Here is a 21,152-nt window from a genome sequence, read left to right as displayed (position 1 = left end):
CGGGGCGGGCAAGCGTGTACCCCATGGCAGCACACCTCGACGGACCGGCCCTGCTCGCGCTGCACGCCCGGGCGCTGGCGCACTTCGGCGACCTGGTCCGGGCCGTGCCCGACGACGCCTGGCAGGCGCCCACCCCGTGCACCGACTGGACGGTCCGGCACCTGGTCGGCCACCTGACCTCCGAGCAGCTCTGGGTGCCCGACCTGCTGGCCGGGGCCACCGTCGCCGAGATCGGCGACCGCTTCGACGGCGACGTGCTGGGCGCCGACCCGGTCGCCGCCTGGACGGCCGCCGCCGACGCGGCCCGGGCCGCGTTCGCCGCGCCGGGCGCGCTGGAGCGCACCGTGCACCTGTCGTACGGCGCGCGGCGGGCCGACGGGTACGCCCGGGAGATGACCGTGGACGCGATCGTGCACGCCTGGGACCTCGCCCAGGGCATCGGCGCCGACGCCACGGTCGACCCGGCCGCCGCCGAGTTCGCGCTCGCCGAACTCGCCCCGCAGGCCGACGGGTTGGCCGCCTCCGGGCTGTTCGCCGACCCCGTCCCTGTTCCGGCCGACGCGGACGCCGCGACCCGGCTGCTGGGCCTGGTCGGCCGCGACCCCGCGCATCCGCTGGGGCGCTAGGCGGCGTGTCAGCGCCGGGTGCGCACCCCGTCCAGGGCGATGGCCAGCACGCGCTCGCGCTGCCCCTCCTCCGGATACGCCACTGAGGCGATGCCGGAGACCATCCGCAGCAGGTCCTCGATGCTCATGTCGGTGCGCGCCTCGCCGGCCTCCTGGGCGCGCAGCAGCAGCGGGGTGCCCCCGGCGTACATGGTAAGCAGGCAGGCCTGGAAGATGTCCGACTCCTCGCCCGCCAGGGCCTCGCGGATGGCCCGCTTGGTCGTCGCGTAGTCGACGAAGCGGCGCAGCCAGGTGGTCAGCGCCTCCCACGGCGGCAGGTCGGCGACCGCGAGGGAGGCCCGGTAGAGGTCGTCCACCTCGGCGGCGTACACCGCCTCGAACAGGTGTCGGCGGGTGGGGAAGTTGCGGTAGAGGGTGCCGATGCCGACGCCGGCCCGCCGGGCGATGTCCTCCAGGGAGGCTTCGGCGCCGTGCGCCGCGAACGCCTCGCGGGCGGCGGCGAGCAGCGCGTCGAAGTTGCGGGCGGCGTCCGCGCGGCGCGGGCGCTGGGCGGCGAGGAACTCGCTCACCACGATCTGATCCGGCACGGGGACCTCGTTCTCGACACGTCCGGGAATTCGAATTGAACCGGAGGCATGCCTCCGCTAATCTGGAGGCATGCCTCGACTTTAGCACCGGGGCCTGGACTCCGGCCCGCCCGCGTACCGGCGGACCTGCCGTTTCGCCGTGCCCGCACACCCGGCCGACGTCGCCGGGCGACCGTACGGCGACCCTGCGTACCGATCCCGTCCCGCAGCCCGCTGCCCTGCCGTTCCTCCGCTCCTCCGTCCCGCCCGTCCTCCCGTCCGGCCGCCGCGGCGCACCCCGTGCTGCCCGTGCGCCGTCCCGGGTCCCGTGTCCCGAGAGGGTTCGATGAACCGCCACTCCCCCCGCCTGACCTTCGGCGTGCTCGCCGTCGGAGCGGGCGTCTACGCGCTGCTCCAGTCGCTGATCACGCCCGCCCTCCCGATCGTCCAGGAGGAGATGCACACCACGCAGTCCACCGTCACCTGGGTGATGACCGCCTACCTGCTCTCCGCCTCGGTCTTCACCCCGATCCTCGGCCGGGTCGGCGACCTGGTCGGCAAGAAGCGCACCCTGGTCGCCGCGCTGGTCGCGCTGCTGGTCGGCTGCCTGGTCGCGGCGCTCGCGCCGAACATCACCGTGCTGATCGTCGCCCGGGTGATCCAGGGCATCGCCGGCGCGCTGTTCCCGCTCTCCTTCGGCATCATCCGCGACGAGTTCCCGCCCGGACGGGTCTCCGGCGGCATCAGCAACATGTCCGCGGTGATCGCCGTCGGCAGCGGCCTCGGCATGGTCCTGGCCGGACCGATCGTCGGCGCCCTCGACTACCGCTGGCTGTTCTGGCTGCCCGTCATCGTGGTCGCGGGCACCGTCCTGCTGGCCCACCGCTACGTCCCCGAGTCGCCCCACCGCAGCGAGGGCAGCGTGGACTGGCTCTCCTCCGTGCTGCTCTCCGGCTGGCTGGTCGCCCTCCTGCTGCCGGTCAGCCAGGCCTCCCAGTGGGGCTGGGCCTCGACCAGGGTGCTCGGCCTGCTCGCCGTCGCCGTCGTGCTGTTCGCGGCCTGGGCGCTGCACGAGTCCCGCTCCCGCCACCCGCTGATCGACCTGCGGGTCATGCGACTGCCCGCCGTCTGGACCACCAACACCGCGGCCCTGCTGTTCGGCGCCGGCATGTACGCGGTCTGGGCCTTCCTCCCCGGCTTCGTGCAGATGCCCACCAGCGCCGGATACGGCTTCGGCTCCAGCGTCACCGGGGCCGGAATGCTGATGCTCCCGATGGTCGCCGCCATGTTCGTGGCGGGCGTGGTCGGCGGACGGCTGGCCGGGCGCTTCCCCGCCAAGGCCCAACTGGTCGCCGGCGCGCTCCTCGGCTCCGCCGCCTGCGCCCTGCTCGCCGCCCGGCACGACAGCCCCGCGGACGTCGCGGTCGCCGCGGGCGTCTTCGGCCTCGGCATCGGACTCGCCTTCGCCTCGATGAGCAACCTCATCGTGCAGGCCGTCCCCGCCGCCCAGACCGGCGCCGCCACCGGCATGAACGCCAACATCCGCACCATCGGCGGCTCGATGGGCGCCGCCCTGATGACCGGCCTGGTCACCGGCCACCTGCAGCCCGGCGGACGCCCCGCCGAATCCGGCTACACCCACGGCTTCGCCCTGCTGGCCGCGTTCTGCCTGGCCGCCGCCCTCGCCGCGCTGCTCGTGCCGGCCCGCCGCCCCGCCCCCGCGGCCGCACCGGTGGAGGCCCCGGCCGCGGCGCGGCAGGCCGCGGCCGCGGAGCACGAGGTGGTCGGCGGGTAGCCGACCGGCGGAGCGGGAACGGCACCCGCCCGCCGGGACGGCGCCGGGCCGCCGGGGCCGCGCCCGGCCGACGGGAGGGGTTCCGTCGGCCGGGCGCTGGGTCACCGGTGGTTCAGCCAGTTCACGGCGCTGGTCGGCTTGTCGTTGTAGTCGAACAGGGCCTGGTTCTCCCAGGCGTCCTGGGAGGTCGGGTCGGTCGGATCCCAGCCGTTGCCCGGGACGGCCGTCCAGGTGGGCTCCCAGTAGAAGACGCCCAGGCCCCGGCCGTTCGGTACGGCCTCCACCACGTTCATCACGTCGCGCAGGTTGGCGGCCTGGCCGGCCTGGGTGGCGGGGTAGCCGGCCACCAGCTGCGAGGAGGTGGCGACGTTGTTCTCCAGGGCGTCGTCGTTCGCCAGGGTGAAGGCGTACGCGGTCTCGGCGACGAACACCTGCTTCCCGTAGCGGGCGGCCAGGTCGTCCAGGGTGGTCTGCAGGTCGCTGAGCGGGCCGTGCCAGTAGCCGTAGTACGAGAGCCCGATCAGGTCGAACGGGACGCCGTGCGAGACCGCCTGGTCGAAGAACGTCCGGGCCCCGGCGTCGTCGCCGCCCTTCGCCAGGTGCAGTGCCACCTTGGTCGAACTGCTCACCGCCTTCGCCGCGTTCGCGCCCTGGGTGAGCAGCGCCGCCAGGTTGGACCAGTTGGCGGTGGAGCCCTCGCTCCACAGGATCCCGGCGTTGATCTCGTTGCCGATCTGCACCATGTCGGCGGTGGTGCCCTGGGCCTTCAGCGCGTTCAGCACGTCGTAGGTGTGGTTGTAGACCGCCGACTTCAGCTGGGCCAGCGAGTAGCCGGACCAGGCGGCGGGCTTGGTCTGCTTGCCGGGGTCGGCCCAGCTGTCGGAGTAGTGGAAGTCGATCAGCAGGCCCATGCCGAGCGCCTTGGCGCGCTTGGCCATCGCCAGGACCTTGTCCTTGTTGTTGTAGCCGTCGGCGGGGTTGACCCAGACCTTGAGGCGCACGTAGTTCGCGCCGCTGGAGTGCAGGATGCTCAGCGCGTCACCGGCGGTGCCGTCCGCCCAGCGGTAGACGCCGCCCCTGTCCTCGCTCTTCTTCAGCGTGGAGACGTCCACGCCGCGGGCGGCCAGGCCGGTGCCGCCGATGGTGAGGGACAGGTCGTCGACGTTGATCCAGTTCCCGGCGTTGGCATCGGAGCTGATGCTGACGGTGCACTGCCCGCCGGTCACGGCGACCGAGGTGACCAGCCGGATCCAGGCGCCGTTGGGGGTCGGCGGCAGGTCGGTGCGCTGCTCGGCGGAGCCGCAGTTGCGCAGGGCCAGGTACGCGGAGTTCTGTCCGCCGCTGGAGCGGACCCAGGCGGTCAGCGTGTAGGTGCCGTTGGCCAGGCCGGACAGGTACTGGTAGGTCTCGACCTTGTAGGCGGCGGCCGCGTAGTGGGTGAGCCGGTACGAGCCGCTGTGGCCCCCGGCCTCGGTGTAGGAGGCGCCGTTCTGCCCGGTGGCCGAGTAGGTGGACCAGCCGGTGGGGGTGGCCGTCCCGGTGCCGTTGGCCTCGAAGCCGGTGTTGGTGAGCGTGGTGGCGGCGCCGGCCGTGCCGGGCAGGCCGGCGACGGCGGTGGCGGCGAGCGGGAGCGCCGCCGCGACGGTGATGAGTGCGCGCTTGATGCCCTGGTGCATCGTCGTCCTTGACGGGGAGTGGGGGCGGGGGGGGTGGAGCGGAGAGCCCTGTGAACGTGCACAGAAGTCTGCTGCGCTGTCCCGCCATAGGAAACCCCAGGCCCTGGCGAAGCTGCAAGCAGTCGGTACCATTTTCTTGTGAACGTTCACATAACGGAAGGGCGGCCGCGGGCCCCGTCCGCGGCCGCCCTCCCGGGCGGGCTCAGCAGTCGCGCAGCTCCGGCGACTGGTTCAGCAACTGGGCCCGCGGGGAGGTGAACTCCCGGTAGGCGGCGGTCTGCTCGGCGTGCGGGTGGAAGACCGCGAGGCGGTGGCAGTTCTGGAAGGCCAGCTTCACCGAGAAGTGCCGCTCCAGCGCGCCGCGGATCGAGTCGCTGGCCAGGGCGCGCAGCAGTTGGGCCCGCTCGGCCTCGCTCGGGGCGACCGTGTTGTCGGCGAACTCGGCTTCGGTGACGGCGAGTTCGGCCGTCAGGTCGTTGACCAGGCGGTAGGCGTAGGGCAGCGAGGTGCGGACGGTGGCGAGGAAGTCGGCGTCGGCGACCTCGTCGCGCTCGGCCAGGGTCAGCAGGGAGGGGGAGACGTCCAGCGACATGGCGGATCGGCCTTCCGGAATTAGTGGTAGTGGAAGTCGTTTTCAACAAGTGATCCTGTCGTCCGCCTGACGCCCTGTCAATTACGCGCCCCCGTTCGGCGCGGCACTCCGTGTCGCCCGGCTCGCGGCCGCCCCCGGCCCTTCCTAGAGTGGGAGGGGCCAGGCGAACCGCGAGGAGGCCCCGATGGACGAGCAGCGCCGCGACGGCGGGACCGGCAGCACCGACCGCCGCATCCTGGAGCGGATCAGCGAGATGGTCGAGGCCGAGCGCGACCTGCGCGCCGCCCTCGTGGAGGGTCGCATCGACCAGTCCACCGAGCACCGCGAACTCAAGGACATCGAGGAGCAGCTCGACCAGTGCTGGGACCTGCTCCGCCAGCGCCGCGCCCGGGTCCGGGCGGGTGAGGACCCGGACGGCGCGAGCGTGCGCAGCGTCGAAGAGGTCGAGCGCTACGAGTCGTAGCCGGGCGTGCCGGGCGTGCCGGACGGGGCGGGCGCGCCGGGCGCGCCGGCGCGTCGCAAGGCGGGTCAGGCCCCGGCGGCGTCCAGGTTGGCCGTGACGCGGGTGAGCAGTTCGCGCAGCGCCCGCAGGTCGTCCAGGGGGAGCCCGGCGGCGGCCAGGATGCGGCGGGGGACGGCCAGGGCACCCTCGCGCAGCTCGCGTCCGGCCGGGGTGGTGGCGACGATCACCGAGCGCTCGTCCTCCGGGCTGCGTTCGCGGGTCACCAGCCCGGCCGCCTCCAGGCGCTTGAGCAGCGGCGAGAGGGTGCCGGAGTCCAGGCGCAGGCGTTCGCCGAGCTGCTTGACCGGCAGGGTCCCGTCCTCCCACAGCACCAGCATCACCAGGTACTGCGGGTAGGTCAGGCCGAGGTCCTTGAGGGCGGTGCGGTAGACGCCGCCGAAGGCGCGGGAGGCGGCGTTCAGCGAGAAGCAGATCTGCTGGTCGAGCAGGAGCAGGTCCGCGTCCTTGCGTGGGGTGTCCTCGCCGTGCCAGGTCATGGCTCCAGGGTAGCAAGTGACCGATTCAGTTGTGCGCAATTGAATTGTGTGCTGTAGTTTTGGGCAGGAAGCAGCGAGAAGCAGCAGAAGCAAGGACGAAGGAGACAGCCGCGATGAACCCGCTCTACACCGCAGTCGCCACCGCGAACGGCCGCGAGGGCCGTGCCGTCAGCTCCGACGGCAGGCTCGACCTCAAGCTCTCCCCGCCGCCCGCGCTCGGCGGCGACGGCGAGGGCACCAACCCCGAGCAGCTGTTCGCGGCCGGGTACGCGGCCTGCTTCGCCAGCGCGCTGGGCGTGGTCTCCCGGCAGCAGAAGGTGGACGTCTCGGACGTGTCGGTGACCGCCGAGGTCACCATCGGTAAGGATGACAGCGGCTTCGGCCTCTCCGTCGTCCTGCGGGTCGAGCTGCCGGAGTCGCTGGCGGGCGAGACCGGTGAGCTGCTGGTCAAGCAGGCCCACCAGGTCTGCCCGTACTCCCGGGCCACTGCCGGGAACGTTCCGGTGGAGCTGGTCGTCGAATAAGGCGAGGCAGGGGTCTCACCGGGGTATGCGGGCCGCGTCCACGTGGGGGTGGAGGCGGCCCGCAGTGCTGTGCCGGAAGGGGTTCAGAGCGGGAGCAGCTCCGGGCGCTTGGCCTCCACGTGGTCGCCGGAGGACTCGCCGCGCAGGCGGCGGCCGACCCAGGGCAGCAGGAAGGTGCGGGCCCACTGCAGGTTCTCCCGGCGCTGGTCGGCCGGGGTGAGGACAGGCGCGGGCGGCCAGGCGGCCTCCGGGTCCGCGTCCACCGGCAGGCCGAGCGCCCGCGCCGCCAGCAGCGCCACCCGCTGGTGGCCCTCCGGTGACAGGTGCAGCCGGTCCTCGGACCAGGCCCGCCGGTCGTGCACCGCCCGCAGCGACCACAGGTCGGCGACCGCGAGGCCGTTGCGGTCGGCGATCGCCCGCAGGTGCGCGTTGTACGTGGCGATCTTGCCGCGCAGGTGGCGCAGCACCGGGACGTTGCGGGTGTCGAAGCCGGTGCAGATCAGGATCGTCCCGGCGCTCTCGCGCAGTTCCAGGACGGCCGACTCGAAGTGCTCGGCGATCAGGTCCGGGTCGCTGCCCGGGCGCAGGATGTCGTTGCCGCCCGCGCACAACGTCACCAGGTCGGGCCGGAGTTGACGGACCTTCGGGACCTGTTCGGCGACGATCTGGTCCAGCAGGCGGCCGCGGACGGCCAGGTTGGCGTACCGGAAGTCGTGCTCCGGCCTGCGGGCGGACAGCATCCCGGCCAGGCGGTCGGCCCAGCCCGCGAACTGCCCGTCGGGGCCGGGGTCGTTGAGGCCCTCGGTGAAGCTGTCACCGAGGGCCGCGTAGGAACTGAGGTCAAGGGTCTCCTGGTAGTCGGCCATGCAGGAGATGGTTCACCTTGTGAAGTGACTTACGCCACCGTAGGTGCCCCGTGGCGCAGCGTGATCTCCGCCACGGGGGCGCGGCCGGTACCCTGCAAGGGATGCGGGCGGTGGGCGCCCCGGTGGGGCAGGCGGACGGTGAGGGCGGTCGTGACCAGTGACGGGGTGCGCGAGGAGAGCTCGCGCCGCAAGCAGATGCTGGTCCGGGCGCTGATCTACATCGCCGGTACGCACCTGTTCGCCGGCTTCGTGATCCTGCTGTTCGCGGTCGGCGGCCGCCGTTGAGTCGTTGAGCCGCGGGGCCGCGGGGCCGCGGGGCCGTTCGGTTGTGCGGGGCGTCGGGTCGCGGCGCTACGGCTGCTCCGGGAGGACGCGCTGCGCGACCTTCGCCAGGTGCGCGTCGAACGCGGCGGGCGGGTCGGGGTGGACGCGGACCAGGGCGACCAGCGCGGTGATCACCACGTCGCACAGCTCGTCCGCGACGTCGTCCCAGGTGTGCGAGAAGCCCTTGCGCGGGTTCTGGCCGAGCGCGCCGATCACCGCCTCGGCGACCTCGCCGGCCTCCTCGCTCAGCTTCAGGCACTGCAACACCCGCTGCATCTCCGGGGGTTGGGTGCTGCCCTCGGCCAGCCAGTCGGCCAGCCGCCGCACCGTCCCCCACTGCCGCTCGTCCACGCCCACCACCGATCGCCGGACCTCCGGCGGTACGGGCGGCCCGGGCCGCCCGCACGCCGCTCGACGACGATCGTAGCGACCGGCCCGGGGTGGTGACGGGGCGTCAGTGCAGGCGCTGCTGCCAGTCGACCGGGACGCGGCCGGCCGGGCCGGGGACGGGCTGGGTGACCGGGTGGGAGGTCGGGCCGGCCAGCGGTGGACCCTCGTAGAACTGCTCGGTCTCGGTGTTCCAGAACCAGTCCTCGCCGGGCTCGAAGCTGGTGAGGAACGGGTGCCCGGCCGACCGGGCGTGCGCGCTGGCGTGCTGGGACGGGGAGGAGTCGCAGCAGCCGATGTGCCCGCAGGCGGCGCACCGGCGCAGGTGGAACCACCAGCCCTGGCCCTCGCCCGCCAGGCACTCCGCGCAGCCGTCGCCGCTCGGCGGGACGGTGGGGTCGATGCCGGGGATCGTCGTGTCGTCGCTCATCGTTGCACCTCCTCGGCCAGGGTATGCCCGGCGCGGCGGGCGCGCGCCGGAAGCGGATCCGGCGCGGCGGGGTGAGGCCGCGTCCGCCGGGGAAGCACCGGGAACCGCTGGGGAACCGCCGGGGGACAGCAGGGCGGGGCGGTGGTGCGGAGGTGGATTCCGTACCGATCTACAGTGCTGTAGATTCGGTGCGGGCCCGGGCCCGACCGAGGAGGCCGGGCGACGGCCGTCGGCGCCGAACCGGCCGAACTGCCGGGCCCGGTACGGGGAAACCACAGGAGGGCACACATGGGAGTCTCGCTCGCCAAGGGCGGAAACGTCTCGCTGACGAAGGAGGCCCCGGGGCTCACCAACGTCATCGTCGGCCTGGGCTGGGACGTCCGGGCCACCACGGGCGCCGACTTCGACTTGGACGCCAGCGCGCTGCTGTGCAGCGAGGCCGGCCGGGTGCTCAGCGACCAGCACTTCGTCTTCTACAACAACCTGCGCAGCCCCGAGGGCTCGGTCGAGCACAGCGGCGACAACCTGACCGGTGGCGGCGACGGCGACGACGAGCAGATCAAGGTCGACCTGACGGCCGTCCCGCCGCAGGTCGCCAAGGTCGTCTTCCCGGTGTCGATCTACGACGCGGAGAACCGGCACCAGAGCTTCGGCCAGGTCCGCAACGCGTTCATCCGGGTCGTCAACGAGGCCGACGGCAGCGAGGTCGCCCGCTACGACCTCTCCGAGGACGCGTCCACCGAGACCGCGATGGTCTTCGGCGAGCTGTACCGCTACGGCAGCGAGTGGAAGTTCCGCGCCATCGGCCAGGGTTACGCCTCCGGCCTGCGCGGCATCGCGCTCGACTACGGCGTCAACGTCTGACCCGTCGCCCCCGCCCGCACGGGGCCGTCCCGTCGTCGCCGCAGGCCGCGACCGGGGCGGCCCCCGCGTGCTCCGGCGCCCCCGCATGCTCCGTCGTCCCCGCGTGCTCCGGCGCCCCCGCACGCTCCGTCGTCCCCCGGTTTGGGGGTGTCGGCGTTCGAGCGGTGCGCCGGGCTGTGGCAGGCTCGGCGCATGGAACAGCGTGTACTTGGCAGGACCGGACGCCCGGTCTCGGTGATCGGTCTCGGAACGTGGCAGCTCGGCGCGGACTGGGGCGTGGTGCTGGAGGACGACGCCCTCGCGGTGCTGGACGCCGCGGCGGACGCCGGGGTGACCTTCTTCGACACCGCCGACGTCTACGGCGACGGCCGCAGCGAACAGCTGATCGGACGTTTCCTCAAGGGGCGTCGTGACGACGCCCTGATGGTCGCCACCAAGCTCGGCCGGCGGCTGCCGCAGCTGCCGGAGAACTACACCCTCGCCAACTTCCGTGAGTGGACCGACCGTTCGCGCCGCAACCTGGGCGTCGAACGGCTCGACCTGGTGCAGCTGCACTGCCCGCCCACCGCCGTCTACTCCGACGACGAGGTGTTCGACGCGCTCGACACCCTGGTCGCCGAGGGCAGCATCGCCGCGTACGGCGTCAGCGTGGAGACCTGCGAGGAGGCGCTGACCGCGATCGCCCGGCCCGGCGTCGCCAGCGTGCAGATCATCCTCAACCCGTTCCGGCTCAAGCCGCTCGACCGGGTGCTGCCCGCCGCCGAGAAGGCGGGCGTCGGCATCATCGCCCGGGTGCCGCTGGCCTCCGGACTGCTCTCCGGCAAGTACACCAAGGAGACCCTGTTCGGGAGCGACGACCACCGGACCTACAACCGGGACGGCTCCGCGTTCGACCAGGGCGAGACCTTCTCCGGCATCGACTTCGAGACCGGCGTGGAGGCCGCCGACGAGTTCGCCCGGCTCGCCCCGCCCGGGGCCAGCTCCGCCCAGACCGCGCTGCGCTGGATCGTCCAGCAGCCCGGCGTCAGCACCGTCATCCCCGGTGCCCGCACGCCCGAGCAGGCCCGGGCGAACGCCGAGACGATGGCGATGTCGCCGCTGCCGGAGCAGACCCTGCAGGCCGTCCGCGACCTGTACGACCGGCGGCTGCGGGCGCAGGTGCACTCGCGCTGGTAGGGCCCGGTGCGGGCGGCGACTCGCGCCGGTTCCGCGGGGCGCCCGGTGGTGGGCGCCCCGCGGGCCGGTCGGGTCTGCCGGGCCGGCCGGGCCGGTCGGGTCTGTCGGGCAGGCGGCAGTGGCCGGGGCTCAGGGCAGCGGTTCGGCGTGCAGCGGGGTGCGGGGGGCCTGGTGGCCGCCGCTGGCCAGCATCCGGACCTCGCCCCGGTCGCTGATCTCGGCCTGCACGATGCCGGACGGGTCCGCGTACACCGGGTGGCCGCCGGGGCCCCGGGCGCCGGTCGCCTCGACCACCACCACGTCCTGCTCGGCGTGGCCGCCGGTCTCGCCGGGGAACGTGAGTGCGAATCGTTGGGTCATGGCCGGGCCTTCCTCCCGTGGGCGTCGTTCCATCGTAGGCAGGCCGGGCGCGGGTGGTCGCGAGCAGGCGGCTCGGGCGGGTGCTCGGGGCAGCCCGGGCTGCCCGGGTCTCCTGTGCCGGGCCCGGTGCTCACGCGGGCGCCAGGCGGGTGTGCAGGGCCCGGGCGGCGGCGCGGAACGCGAGGTCGTCGTGGACCATCCGGTCGTGGGAGCCCGAACGGACGGCCCGGGCGTCGGAGGTGGCGAGGTGGTGCAGCGCGGCCAGCTGCGCCGGGGTGAGCGGCTCGGCGGCCGCCAGGGCGTCCAGGGCCGCCAGGTCGGACGGGGAGCCGTGGGCGGCGAGCGCGGCCAGCACGAGGTCGGCCAACTCGGTGCGGGACACCCCCGCCGGGCGGGCGTCGGTCGGGTGGACGGCGGCCAGGGCACGGGCCGCTTCGGCGCTGTTCCCCGGGTGCGCCAGCAGGCGCAGCAGCAGGGGTGTGGCGGGTGCGGCGGCGGGCCCGAGCCGGGCGGCCAGGGGCAGGGCGCGGAAGGAGCGCCGGGGGCTGTCCGCGTCGTGGGCGAGGGCGGCGGCGAGGTGGGGCAGCAGGACGTCCAGGTGCCGGTCGCCGGACAGTGACCGTACGGCCTCGGCGGCGGCGAGCAGGTCGTGCGGGTGCGGGGCGGGGGCGGTGAGCGGGTCGTCCGGGTCGGGGGCGGGGGCGGTGAGCAGGGCCAGCAGGTGGGGGAGCAGGGGGCGGGCGTGCTCGCCGAGGTCGGGGAGGGCGTGCAGGGCCGCGGACAGCTCGTGCGGGGCGCGGGCGTCGAGGGCGGTGGCGAGCAGGGCGAGCAGCGGGGCGTCGTCGCCGGTCAGGGTGTGCAGGGCGGTGGCGGCGGCGTGGCGGTCGCGCCAGGGCGTGTCGGGGGCCGCGGCCAGCGTGCGCAGGCGCGCGGGCACGTCCGGGTCGCGGTCGGGGTCGGCGACGGCGGCCAGGGCCCCGGCCAGCACGCGGACGTTGACGCGGGCCGGGCGCTCGTCCAGCAGGTGCCGCAGTTCGGGCAGCGCGGGGCGGGCGGCCGGGCCCCAGGCGGTGAGCAGGCCGAGCAGCTCGGTGGTGCGGTTGCCGAGCAGGTCGCGGGCCCACGGGCCGCTGTCCGGCGGCAGGGGCGCGGGGGCGAGCAGCTCGGCCCGGACGGCGGCCAGCAGGCCGGCGTCGACGGGCAGGACGGTGGGCGGGTGCTCGAGGGACCGGGCGTGCACGGTGCGCAGTGACCGCCAGCGGTGGGCCAGCCGTCGGCCCAGCAGTTCGGCGAGCCGGGCCGGGGTGTGCGCCGGGTGGGTGCGGGGCAGGAGCAGCAGGGCCTGCAGCGCGTGGTCGCCGAGCTGGTCCGGCCGATCGGCCAGGCGCAGCAGCACGGGCACGGCCTGCGGGAACGGTTCGCCCCACTGGGCCAGTGCGTCGAGGACCTCGCGGGCGGGAGCGTCCGGGGCGGGGTCGTCGCCGGTGAGGAGCGGGAGCAGGACGGGCAGCAACCGGGCCGGGGCGCTGCGGGAGCGTCGGGCCAGGCAGTCCGCGGCCGCGAGGAGTTCGTGGGCGGCGGCGGGGTCGCTCGCGCGGGCGGCGGTCGTCTCCAGCAGGGTGAGGGCGGCCTCCGCGTCACCGCGCTCGTGCAGGCCGGTGGCGAGGGCGGGCAGGGTCCAGCGGTTCAGCGCGGTGTGCTCGGTGCGCGCTCCGACGGGGGCCAACTCGGCGACAGCAGCGGACAGTTCGGCGTCCCAGGGCAGGCCGTGGGTGACGGTCGCGCGCAGCGCGGCGATCCGGACGGGGCCGGGCAGGGTCGGGGAGAGCGCGAGGCCGCGCAGTTCGGCGCGGGCGGCCGGGTCGAACGCGGCGCGGACGGTCAACAGGTCGGCGCGGAGGGCGGGTTCGCCCTCCTGCTGCCAGCGGCGGCGGAGCGCGGCGCGGACGGCGGCGGTGGTGACGGCGGTGGTAGCGGTGGCGTTCGGTGCGGCGTTCGGTGCAGCGGGCGGGGTGGCAGCAGGGGCGCAGGGGAGCAGCAGGGTGAGCGCGGCCTGCCGGATCTCCGTGGAGGGGTCGCCCAACAGGGGTGTCAGAGAGATGAGTTGGTCGATCACGGCGGCGCGGGCGGCGCCCGGGGAGGGCAGATCGTGCTCGTCGGTGCTCGCCGCGATCGAGGCCAGCAGGTCCACTGCGGCGGCCCGGTTGGCGGCCCGGTCGGTGCCGGCGGCCCGGTCGGTACTGGCGGTGGTGCTGGTGGCGGTGCCGGCCGTGGCCAGTGCGGCGAGGAACGGGACCGCCGCGACCGTCGCCCCGTAGACCGTGCCCTGGTGCACCAGGCTGCTCCACGCCTCCTGCACGGCCTCCGACAGGGCGTCGGGGTCGGCGGCGATGGCGAGGTCGTGCAGCAGGGCGGGGACGTCGGTGGCGGGTCCGTAGGCGTGCCGGAGCTGCGACCAGTCGGTCAGGTGGATCCCGTCGAGGCCGGTCGTCGGGGCGGGGAGGTGGCTCATGAGGTCGGATTGTGGCAGCGGTCGGTGACACGGCGGCGGCCGTGGCGCTCAGACGAGCAGGTGCAGCCGCTGCGCGGCCGGGCCGATCCGGACGGTCTGGCCCCAGGTCAGTTGCAGGGCGTCCGACTCGATGCCGTCGCCGAACGCGACCAGGAGCTCCGACTCGACGGTCAGGGTGAGCTGCTGGTCGGCGTCCAGCAGGCCCTCGACGCGGGAGGTGCCGGTCACCGGGGACGGCCAGGCCTCGCGGACGAACCAGGACAGGTGCGGGGCGGTCGGCGCGGGCAGGTCCAGGCGGCTGGAGCGCTCCAGCCAGGCCGAGCGGCACCACCCGGTGGCGCCGGTGCCGGTGCCGACCAGCACGCCCGAGGACGCCTGCGACTCGGCCGCGCCGCCGGGGGCCGCCAGCCGGTAGCGGGCGGTCTGGTGGCCCGGCTGCCCGAGGTAGATCTCGTTCAGCGCGAGCAGCCGCTGGGTGTCGTCCGCGACCGCCTCCACCATCGTGCGCCGCTCCAAGCGCCGCTCCACGCCCGGCATCACGGCCGCCCGCAGCAGCGGCTCGGCCTGCTCGGCCCGGTGCCGGACCAGGACGCCCGCGTTGCGGCCCGGTTCGGCGTCGATGCCGATCACCGGCTGGCCCGCCAGGTACTTCGCGGCGTTCGCGACCAGGCCGTCCTGGCCGACCACCACGACCACGTCCTCCGGGCCGAACAGGAACCGGTCCAGGTCGGAGCGCTCGACCCGGGCCTGCCGCCAGTCCAGCGGCACCGCGGCCGACACCGCGGCCAGCGCGCCCCGGGCCCGGTGGTGGCGCTGCTCGGCCTCGGCCAGCGAGCGGCCGCGCCGGGAGAGGAAGAACTCGGCCTGGCCGCGGGTGCCGTGCCGGGCGATCAACTCCTCGTACTCGGTGCGCCGGTGGATCAGCACCACGCGCGGGGCCAGGCTCACCGGACCGCTTCCCCGGGAGTGGTGGCGGGAGCGGTGGCGGGGGTGGCCAGGCGGGTGAGCAGGCCGGTGAGGACGTCCGGGGTGAGGGTGATGCTGTCGATCCGCGGCAGGTGCTCGGCCAGCCGGATCAGGGCCAGCGCCTGCAGGACCTCGGGCCCGGCCTGCTGGTGGGCAGCCAGCCAGGCGGCCTCCGCGGCGGCCTTCGCCTCACCCAACGACCGTGCGGCTTCGGCCTGCTGGGCGGCCAGCGTGCCCGCGGCCTCGGCCTCGGCCACCGCCATCCTGGTCCGGCGGGCCGCGTCCGCGTCGGTGCGGACCGCGTCCGCGGCGGCCTTCTGCTCCGCCTCCCGCCGTGCGTTGGTGCCCCGTTGGGCCACCAGCTCCTCCTCGCGGCGCGCCAGTTCGATCTGGCTGGCGAGTTCGTTCTCGGCGATCGTGCGCTCCCGCTCGACCGCGACGGCGCGGCGCTCGTACGTCGCCCGGTCGGCCTCCTGCTGGACCTGTTCGCGGGCCGGGGTGCGCAGCGCCCGCTCCATCTCGGCCTCCGGCCGGACGGCGGTGACGCGCACCGCGAGCACCGACACCCCGATCTCGGTCAGCCGGGGTTCGGCGGCCAGGCCCTCGGTGATCCGCTCGCGGACGGCCGTGACGCCGTTGACCAGGGCGTCGGCGAGCGGGGTGCGGGCGATCAGCTGGAGCGCGTGCTGCTGGGCGGTCTCGGTCAGCAGGGTGCCGAGCTGGGCGAGCGGCTCGGCGCGCCAGCTGCCGGTGTCCGGGTCGATGCCGAAGTCGAGGCGGGCGGCGGCGGTGGTCGGGTCGCTGATCCGGTAGGTGACGGTGGCCTGCACCGCGAGGTCCTGGAAGTCCGCCGTGCGGGCGTGGAACATCATCGCCAACTCGCGGTCGTCCGCCGGGACTTCGGAGATGGCGGCGGTGAGCGGCCGGAACCAGAAGGCCAGTCCGGTGCCCTCGTGGGCGAGCTGCCCGCCGCGCAGGTGGCGGATGTGGCTGGTGGGGGTGGAGCGCAGGTGGCGGAAGCCGAAGCGGCGGGTGATGTCGGCCATGGGGTGCGGTCCTCTCTTTTCGTCGAGATGACGATAAGCGAGGGCGCCCATTGTCGTCAATACGACGAAAAGGGGGTTCGGGTGTGGGCGGGACGGGGCGGGGCGGCCGGGGTTCGGGTGCGGGCGGGGTTCAGCCCAGGTGGATCGGGTTGCTCCAGGCGCGGCGACCCTGCGCGTCCTCCACCGTCACCCGGCACCAGGTGTCGCGGAACGCGGCCAACGGCAGCGTGCAGTACGTGAGTTCGTCGCCGGACCGGTCGGTGGCGACCTGCTTGCCGGGGCGGCCGCCGGTGACCAGCACCTTCCGGGCCGGGGAGCAGCGCACCGTGATCCGGCCGTCGGCGAGCGAGACGTCGAACAACTCGGGCCCGGTGCTGGAGTAGTAGTGGCCCGCCTTGAGCGCCGCGAGCAGCGCCCCGGGGGCGAGCTCCGTCGCGCGCACCTGCACCCAGGCCGCGCAGCCCGGCGGGTCCTGCGGCTGGAAGTGCGCGTCGTCGGCCGCGTACGCGTGCAGGCGACGGCCGCGGTTGAGCAGCGTCTCGGTCAGGTGCCAGCTGTCGCCGCGGTCCTCGTACGCGGACAGCGCGTTGTACGCCTCCACGGCGTGCGCGGCGTCCAGGCACTGCGCGTCGGTCTCGGTGAGCAGCGAGGCCGCCGGGTGCGCCATGCCGACGAACGCGCCCGCCGCGCGGGCCCGGCGGGCCAGCTCCGGGCCGCTCTCGCCCGGGGAGGGCGGGGCGAAGTCGAGCGGCAGGCCGACCGCCAGGATGTGCCACTCGGAGGTGAACTCGGTGCGCGGGGCGTGCAGTTCGGCGCCGATCAGGGTGGTGAACCCGGGTGTGCGCAGCGGCCGGGTGTCGGTGACCGGGTAGCCGTGGGCGGGCCGGAAGTGGTCGGTGACGGCGAGGAAGTCGTATCCGGCGTCCCGGTAGTGCCGAGCCGTCTCCTCCGGCGACAGCGCCCCGTCCGAGCGGTCGGTGTGGGTGTGCAGGTTGCCGCGCCAGAACCGGCCCGGCAGGCCGAAGGGCAGTGCGATCACGGTCGACCTCCTCGGTGCGGACGGTGCTCGGCGCGGATGCACGTGGTGCGGACGGCAGGTGGGGCGGCGCGGCGCGGCGCGCGCCGTGCGGTGCGGGGTTCGGAGGGTGCGGGGCGCGGCGGTGCGGTGCGGGGCGGTGCGGGGCGGTGCGGGGTTTCACCCTAGCGAGGCCCGCGGGCGGGGGCGACGGGAACCGGGCGCCGGGCGGGGCGTTTCGGCTGTCGCCCGGCGGCGCGTGCGGAGATGACCTGTCGTCAGATTCCGGCGCGGGCGCGGGAGGTGGTGGAGATCGCGGCGAGGTCCTGTTCGCCGTGGCCGTGGGCGACCGCCTGGAGGAGCGAGTCGCGCAGCAACGAAGCGAGCGGGAGCGGGACTTCGGCGGCGGCCCCGGCCTCCAGGGCGAGGTTCACGTCCTTCAGGCCCAACGCCAGCCGGAATCCCGCCGGTTCGAAGGACCGCTCGGTGATCATCCTGCCGTAGCCCGCGTACACCGGGCCGGGGAACAGTGAGTCGGTGAGCACCGCCAGCAGCGCCGCCGGGTCGAGCCCGCCGGCCTCGGCGAGCGCGGCCGCCTCGGAGAACGCCTCGATCGCCGACACCAGCAGGAAGTTGGCGCTGATCTTCGCCACGTTCGCGGCCGCCGGGTCCTCCCCGAGCGGCCAGGTGCGGCGGCCCATCGCCTCGAACAGCGGTGCCACTCGGTCGAGTTCGGCCGCCGGACCGGCCGCGAGGATGTTCAGGTTCCCGGCCGCCGCGACGTCCGTCCGGCCCAGCACCGGCGCCGCGACGTACCCGAGGCCGTGCCGGGCGTGCAGCTCGACGGCCCGGCGGGCCAGCGCGGGCGAGACGGTGGCCATGTTGACGTGCGTCACGCCCCGTGCGCCGGACAGCAACTCCTCGTCCAGCAACAGGCTTTCGACCACCCGGTCGTCCGCGAGCATGGACACCACCACCTGCGCCTCGAACGCCCCGGCGAGCGTCCCCGCCGCCGAGGCCCCGTCGGCGACCAGCTCGGCCACCGGCTCCGGCGAGCGGTTCCACACCCGTACCGCGTGCCCGGCCGCCAGCAGCCGCCGGGCCATCGCCCGACCCATTCCTCCCAGACCGACGAAACCGACGTCCATGCGCTGTCCTTCCCGCTACCGGTGGATCTTGGCCGTGCTCCGAGGCCGATGCTACGACTCGGGCCTGCTAACGGTCCGGATTGCCCGGGGCGCGGTGCTGCCACCGGCGGCGCCGGGTCTGCGAGGATGCGGGCACGGTGACGTCACCGGCTCGGTGACGGCGCCGGCCTGGCGACGGTACGGGGAGGGCGGCGGTGCGGGCGTGGTGACGGTGCGGACGGTGCACACGGCGGACCTCGATCCGGCAACCCGGCGGGCGGTCCGGGCGCTGCTGTTCGCGGTGTTCGGCTCGGAGATGACCGAGGAGGACTGGACGCACTGCCTCGGCGGGCTGCACGTACTCGCCTGGGAGGACGGCGAGTTGGTCGGACACGCCGCCGTGGTGCAGCGCCGCCTGATGAACGGCGACCGCATCCTGCGGACCGGCTACCTGGAGGGCGTGGTCGTCCGGCAGGACCGCCAACGGCGCGGCATCGGCGGGAAGTTGATGGACGAGGCGGAGCGCGTCGTCCGGGCCGCCCACCAGCTCGGCGCGCTCGGCGCCAGCGAGGAGGGCGTCCCGTTCTACCTCGCCCGGGGCTGGCGCCCCTGGCCCGGCCCCACCTGGGCCCTCGGCCCGCACGGGCGGCAGCGCACCGCCGAGGAGGACGGCTGGATCTACCTCCTGGGCGGCGAAGGGGAGTTGGACCCGACGGCCGACCTGGTCTGCGACTGGCGCGAGGGCGATCTCTGGTGACGTCGGCCCGGTGACACCGGCTCGGTGACGCCGACCTGGTGACACCGGCCCTGGCCCGGACCGCGAGTGCCCACGCGGTCGCCCCCGAGCGTAGGGTCGCGCAGCTTCGGCTCCCCGCCGGGCGGGAGCCCGGCCGGGTTCGGCACCCCCGTCGTGGAACGGCCGACACACCAATTGGTGACTCAAGGTAATCAGTCTTGGACCGAACGCAACAATATCGTGTACGCATGAAAAGACCGCGCTTCACCGTGCGCGCAGCCTGCGCCGTTGCCCTCAGTTCCGGCCTCGTCCTGGCCGTCCCCGCCGCCTGTGCGGCCCAGACCTTTCCGTCGACGGTGAGAGCCGCCGACGAGACGCTGAACCTCGCGTTCACCGGTAGCCCCCGATCCGTCGCGGTGCCCGACGCCGTGTGCCAGGTGGACGTGACCGCCTTCGGTGGCGCCGGTGGACAGGCGGTCTACGGGTCGCCCGGCGGCCTGGGCGGCGAAGTCCGCGCGACGCTGGACGTCCACAGCGGCCAGGTGCTGACCGTGAACGTGGCCGGTGCCGGAAGCGGTGGCAGCCTCACCGACGGCAGTGCGCCGCACGGGGGATACGGCGGTGGCGGCCAGGGCGGCGCGTACAACAACGACCCGAGGCCCGGCAACGGCGCCACCGCGGCCGGCGGGGGCGGGGCGACGACCGTCGCCCTCGACGGCACCACGGTCATCGTCGCGGGCGGAGGCGGCGGCGGAGCCGGGAGCTTCGCCGACAACGGCGCCGGCCGCGGCGGCGACGGCGGTCGCAACGGCGAGCCCGGCCGGACGCCCACCAGTCCGGGCGCCGGCCACGGCGGCGCGGCGGGCGGCGACGGCGGCAGCGGCGGAGCCGGTGGAACCCCGACGTCGCCCGACGACCAGCCGGGCGTGGCCGGTGGCGCCGCGAACGGCATGACCGGCGGGAACGGCGCGCTCAACGTCGGTGATCCTCACATGGGCACCGGCGGAGGCGGGGGTGGCGGCGCCCACGGCGGCGGCGCGGGCGGATCGTCCACCGGCAACGCGGTCGAGGGCGGTGGCGGCGGGGGCGGCTCCAGCCTCGGCCCCGCCGGAGCCCAGTTCACCGCGGGGGCGCGCAGCGGCGACGGCGAGGTCCGGCTCCAGTGGCTGCCCTGCGCTCCCAGCGCCACCCCGACTCCCAGTGCCACCCCGACTCCCAGTGCCACCCCGACCACCGGCTCCACCCCGACCACCGGCTCCAGCCCGACTCCCAGCACCGCATCGAGTCCCACCGCTCCTCGGTCGAGCCCCGCGGGCGAAGGTCCTGCCGCCCCGGCGCCGACGAGCACCCCGACAGGTCCCGCCCTCGCGGACACCGGAACCCCGGCGACCGGCCCACTGGTCGCCGTCGCCGTGGTGACCACCGCCACCGGCGCCGCGCTGTTCCACCTCGGCCGAGCCCGCCGCAGGCACTGAGGCTTCCGGGAACCGCCCTTGCCGCGGACGGGGTCCACCGGTGCGATCTGCGGTGGCAGGCCGCTCGCGGGGGCGGGCTCCGTGCCGCCGCGTCCGACTCGTCGCCGTCGGCCCACTTCCGTCGCCGACCGGTGCGCTCGGCCCGACCGGGATCACGGTGCACGGTCGGCGCACCGACCGCTGCTGAGCCCGCCCGTCGGTACGGGTGTGGGCGCGGGCGCGGGCGCGGGCGCGGGTGGCCGGGGGGACGGTTCGGCGGTCAGACGGGTGACGATCGCGTCGGTGGCCACGGCCTCGGCCCGGTCGAGGTGGCGGGCCGAGCCGCGCAGCAGGTGGCGGGCCTCCAGGGCGGCCAGGGCGAGCAGTCCGGGCAGGAGGTCGGTCGAACGGGCCGCCACCCAGCGGGTGCCCCGGGTGGCCATCCACCACAGGTCCGCCCCGCGGCCGGGCGGCTTCGTGGTCAGCCGGGCGGGTGGTGCCCCGACCCGGTGCCCGGTTCCGGCGAGCAGGGCGTGGAACTCCCGGGCGATCAGCTGGTGGCCCGCGGCGCTCGGATGCAGGCGGTCCACGCTCAGCAGTTCCCGGTGCTCCGTCCAGGGCAGTTCCGCCAGGTGCAGGTGCACCGCCCCGTGGTGCGCCGACAGTGCGTGCACCACCGCGTTGACGCCCCTCATCCGCCGGGCCAGCGGCCGGGCCAGCGGCGCGGGCAGCCCCAGCAGCAGCCCCGGGTCGGGTAGGCAGGCGGTCAGCGGGACGGTTCCGACCGAGGTCAACGAGGAGAGCGCGGAGGCGAGTTGGCGTGCCGTCGACTCCAGGTCGAAGGAGGCCCGCAGGGTGTCGTTGCCGCCGACCAGCACCGCCGCGAACTGCGGGCGCAGGGCGAGCGCGGTGGGCAGTTGGGAGACCAGCAGGTCGCGGCTGAGCGCGCCGCTGCGGGCGAGGTTGCGGAACTCCACGGGCCCCGGCGAGAGCGCGGGGGCGAGCAGCGCCGCCCAGCCCCGCCACCCCCCTGGCGCCGGATCGCCGACGCCCTCGGTGAGGGAGTCGCCGAGCGCAGCGAATCGAACCGTCATCGCGTCCCTCCGGTGGG

The 21,152-nt window shown here is 74.9% G+C and carries 23 protein-coding genes; 9 read left to right on the top strand and 14 right to left on the bottom strand.

Features of this window, described 5'->3' with window-relative positions:
• Positions 1-23 precede the first annotated feature (23 nt).
• Positions 24-626, top strand: a complete 603-nt coding sequence (locus QSK52_RS20805; protein ID WP_285737613.1) for a TIGR03086 family metal-binding protein — start codon at positions 24-26, stop codon at positions 624-626.
• 8 nt (positions 627-634) lie between these two features.
• Here the strand turns inward: QSK52_RS20805 and QSK52_RS20800 are convergent, their stop codons facing one another.
• The gene (locus tag QSK52_RS20800; protein WP_285737612.1) at positions 635-1,213 is read right to left on the bottom strand and encodes a TetR/AcrR family transcriptional regulator; all 579 of its coding nucleotides are present in this window, start codon (positions 1,211-1,213) and stop codon (positions 635-637) included.
• Positions 1,214-1,538: 325 nt separating this feature from the next.
• On the opposite strand from QSK52_RS20800, the gene QSK52_RS20795 reads away from it, so the two are divergent.
• Positions 1,539-2,987 (top strand): MFS transporter, encoded by a 1,449-nt coding sequence (locus QSK52_RS20795; protein ID WP_285737611.1) that lies wholly within the window; start codon positions 1,539-1,541, stop codon positions 2,985-2,987.
• Positions 2,988-3,088: 101 nt separating this feature from the next.
• On the opposite strand, the gene QSK52_RS20790 is transcribed toward QSK52_RS20795, so the two are convergent.
• Entirely contained in the window at positions 3,089-4,663 is a 1,575-nt protein-coding gene (locus QSK52_RS20790; protein WP_285737610.1) for a glycoside hydrolase family 53 protein, read from the bottom strand.
• 202 nt (positions 4,664-4,865) lie between these two features.
• Positions 4,866-5,255, bottom strand: coding sequence for an SCO5389 family protein (locus QSK52_RS20785; RefSeq protein ID WP_285737609.1), 390 nt, complete (start codon positions 5,253-5,255; stop codon positions 4,866-4,868).
• 184 nt (positions 5,256-5,439) lie between these two features.
• Between QSK52_RS20785 and QSK52_RS20780 the strand changes: the two genes are divergently transcribed.
• Entirely contained in the window at positions 5,440-5,718 is a 279-nt protein-coding gene (locus QSK52_RS20780; protein ID WP_285737608.1) for a DUF2630 family protein, read from the top strand.
• Between the two features lie 65 nt (positions 5,719-5,783).
• On the opposite strand, the gene QSK52_RS20775 is transcribed toward QSK52_RS20780, so the two are convergent.
• Entirely contained in the window at positions 5,784-6,254 is a 471-nt protein-coding gene (locus tag QSK52_RS20775; RefSeq protein WP_285737607.1) for a MarR family winged helix-turn-helix transcriptional regulator, read from the bottom strand.
• Between the two features lie 113 nt (positions 6,255-6,367).
• Here QSK52_RS20775 and QSK52_RS20770 point away from each other — a divergent pair, with 113 nt between their 5' ends.
• Entirely contained in the window at positions 6,368-6,778 is a 411-nt protein-coding gene (locus QSK52_RS20770) for an organic hydroperoxide resistance protein (protein ID WP_285737606.1), read from the top strand.
• A gap of 83 nt (positions 6,779-6,861) precedes the next feature.
• Here QSK52_RS20770 and QSK52_RS20765 read toward each other — a convergent pair whose 3' ends face one another.
• Complete coding sequence (locus QSK52_RS20765) at positions 6,862-7,644, bottom strand: SGNH/GDSL hydrolase family protein (protein WP_285737605.1); 783 nt, start codon at positions 7,642-7,644, stop codon at positions 6,862-6,864.
• 150 nt (positions 7,645-7,794) lie between these two features.
• Here QSK52_RS20765 and QSK52_RS20760 point away from each other — a divergent pair, with 150 nt between their 5' ends.
• Complete coding sequence (locus QSK52_RS20760) at positions 7,795-7,929, top strand: DUF6126 family protein (protein WP_285737604.1); 135 nt, start codon at positions 7,795-7,797, stop codon at positions 7,927-7,929.
• 66 nt (positions 7,930-7,995) lie between these two features.
• Here QSK52_RS20760 and QSK52_RS20755 read toward each other — a convergent pair whose 3' ends face one another.
• Together QSK52_RS20755 and QSK52_RS20750 are read right to left on the bottom strand one after the other, a co-directional pair.
• Positions 7,996-8,319 (bottom strand): MazG-like family protein, encoded by a 324-nt coding sequence (locus tag QSK52_RS20755; RefSeq protein WP_285737603.1) that lies wholly within the window; start codon positions 8,317-8,319, stop codon positions 7,996-7,998.
• A 103-nt stretch (positions 8,320-8,422) separates the two neighbouring features.
• Entirely contained in the window at positions 8,423-8,785 is a 363-nt protein-coding gene (locus QSK52_RS20750) for a UBP-type zinc finger domain-containing protein (RefSeq protein ID WP_285737602.1), read from the bottom strand.
• Between the two features lie 288 nt (positions 8,786-9,073).
• Here QSK52_RS20750 and QSK52_RS20745 point away from each other — a divergent pair, with 288 nt between their 5' ends.
• Positions 9,074-9,649: a TerD family protein gene (locus QSK52_RS20745; protein ID WP_285737601.1), complete on the top strand. Its 576-nt coding sequence runs from the start codon at positions 9,074-9,076 to the stop codon at positions 9,647-9,649.
• 192 nt (positions 9,650-9,841) lie between these two features.
• Positions 9,842-10,825 carry an aldo/keto reductase gene (locus tag QSK52_RS20740; RefSeq protein ID WP_285737600.1) on the top strand — a complete coding sequence of 328 codons (984 nt, stop codon included), beginning with the start codon at positions 9,842-9,844 and terminating at the stop codon, positions 10,823-10,825.
• Between the two features lie 129 nt (positions 10,826-10,954).
• On the opposite strand, the gene QSK52_RS20735 is transcribed toward QSK52_RS20740, so the two are convergent.
• The 6 genes from QSK52_RS20735 to QSK52_RS20710 all read right to left on the bottom strand — a co-directional run bounded on the left by QSK52_RS20735 (position 10,955) and on the right by QSK52_RS20710 (position 17,872).
• On the bottom strand, positions 10,955-11,185 hold the full coding sequence (locus tag QSK52_RS20735) for a DUF6296 family protein (protein WP_285737599.1): 231 nt from the start codon (positions 11,183-11,185) through the stop codon (positions 10,955-10,957).
• 130 nt (positions 11,186-11,315) lie between these two features.
• Positions 11,316-13,697 (bottom strand): hypothetical protein, encoded by a 2,382-nt coding sequence (locus QSK52_RS20730; RefSeq protein ID WP_285737598.1) that lies wholly within the window; start codon positions 13,695-13,697, stop codon positions 11,316-11,318.
• Between the two features lie 48 nt (positions 13,698-13,745).
• Positions 13,746-14,645, bottom strand: a complete 900-nt coding sequence (locus QSK52_RS20725) for a hypothetical protein (protein WP_285737597.1) — start codon at positions 14,643-14,645, stop codon at positions 13,746-13,748.
• Positions 14,642-15,709, bottom strand: coding sequence for an SPFH domain-containing protein (locus QSK52_RS20720; RefSeq protein WP_285737596.1), 1,068 nt, complete (start codon positions 15,707-15,709; stop codon positions 14,642-14,644). Before QSK52_RS20720 ends, QSK52_RS20725 begins: the two co-directional genes overlap by 4 nt.
• Before the next feature lie 130 nt (positions 15,710-15,839).
• Positions 15,840-16,748 carry a CehA/McbA family metallohydrolase gene (locus QSK52_RS20715; RefSeq protein WP_285737595.1) on the bottom strand — a complete coding sequence of 303 codons (909 nt, stop codon included), beginning with the start codon at positions 16,746-16,748 and terminating at the stop codon, positions 15,840-15,842.
• Between the two features lie 254 nt (positions 16,749-17,002).
• Positions 17,003-17,872 carry an NAD(P)-dependent oxidoreductase gene (locus QSK52_RS20710; protein WP_285737594.1) on the bottom strand — a complete coding sequence of 290 codons (870 nt, stop codon included), beginning with the start codon at positions 17,870-17,872 and terminating at the stop codon, positions 17,003-17,005.
• Between the two features lie 220 nt (positions 17,873-18,092).
• Between QSK52_RS20710 and QSK52_RS20705 the strand changes: the two genes are divergently transcribed.
• Both QSK52_RS20705 and QSK52_RS20700 read left to right on the top strand, forming a co-directional pair.
• Positions 18,093-18,608 (top strand): GNAT family N-acetyltransferase, encoded by a 516-nt coding sequence (locus QSK52_RS20705; RefSeq protein WP_285737593.1) that lies wholly within the window; start codon positions 18,093-18,095, stop codon positions 18,606-18,608.
• Positions 18,609-18,835: 227 nt separating this feature from the next.
• On the top strand, positions 18,836-20,062 hold the full coding sequence (locus tag QSK52_RS20700; RefSeq protein WP_285737592.1) for a hypothetical protein: 1,227 nt from the start codon (positions 18,836-18,838) through the stop codon (positions 20,060-20,062).
• Between the two features lie 152 nt (positions 20,063-20,214).
• Here the strand turns inward: QSK52_RS20700 and QSK52_RS20695 are convergent, their stop codons facing one another.
• Positions 20,215-21,135: an SGNH/GDSL hydrolase family protein gene (locus QSK52_RS20695; protein WP_285737591.1), complete on the bottom strand. Its 921-nt coding sequence runs from the start codon at positions 21,133-21,135 to the stop codon at positions 20,215-20,217.
• Positions 21,136-21,152: the final 17 nt, after the last annotated feature.

This window comes from Kitasatospora phosalacinea, assembly GCF_030268885.1.
GTDB lineage: Bacteria > Actinomycetota > Actinomycetes > Streptomycetales > Streptomycetaceae > Kitasatospora > Kitasatospora phosalacinea_C.
The sequence above is the reverse complement of the archived record's forward strand: the minus strand, read 5'-3'. Positions and strand labels throughout refer to the sequence as shown.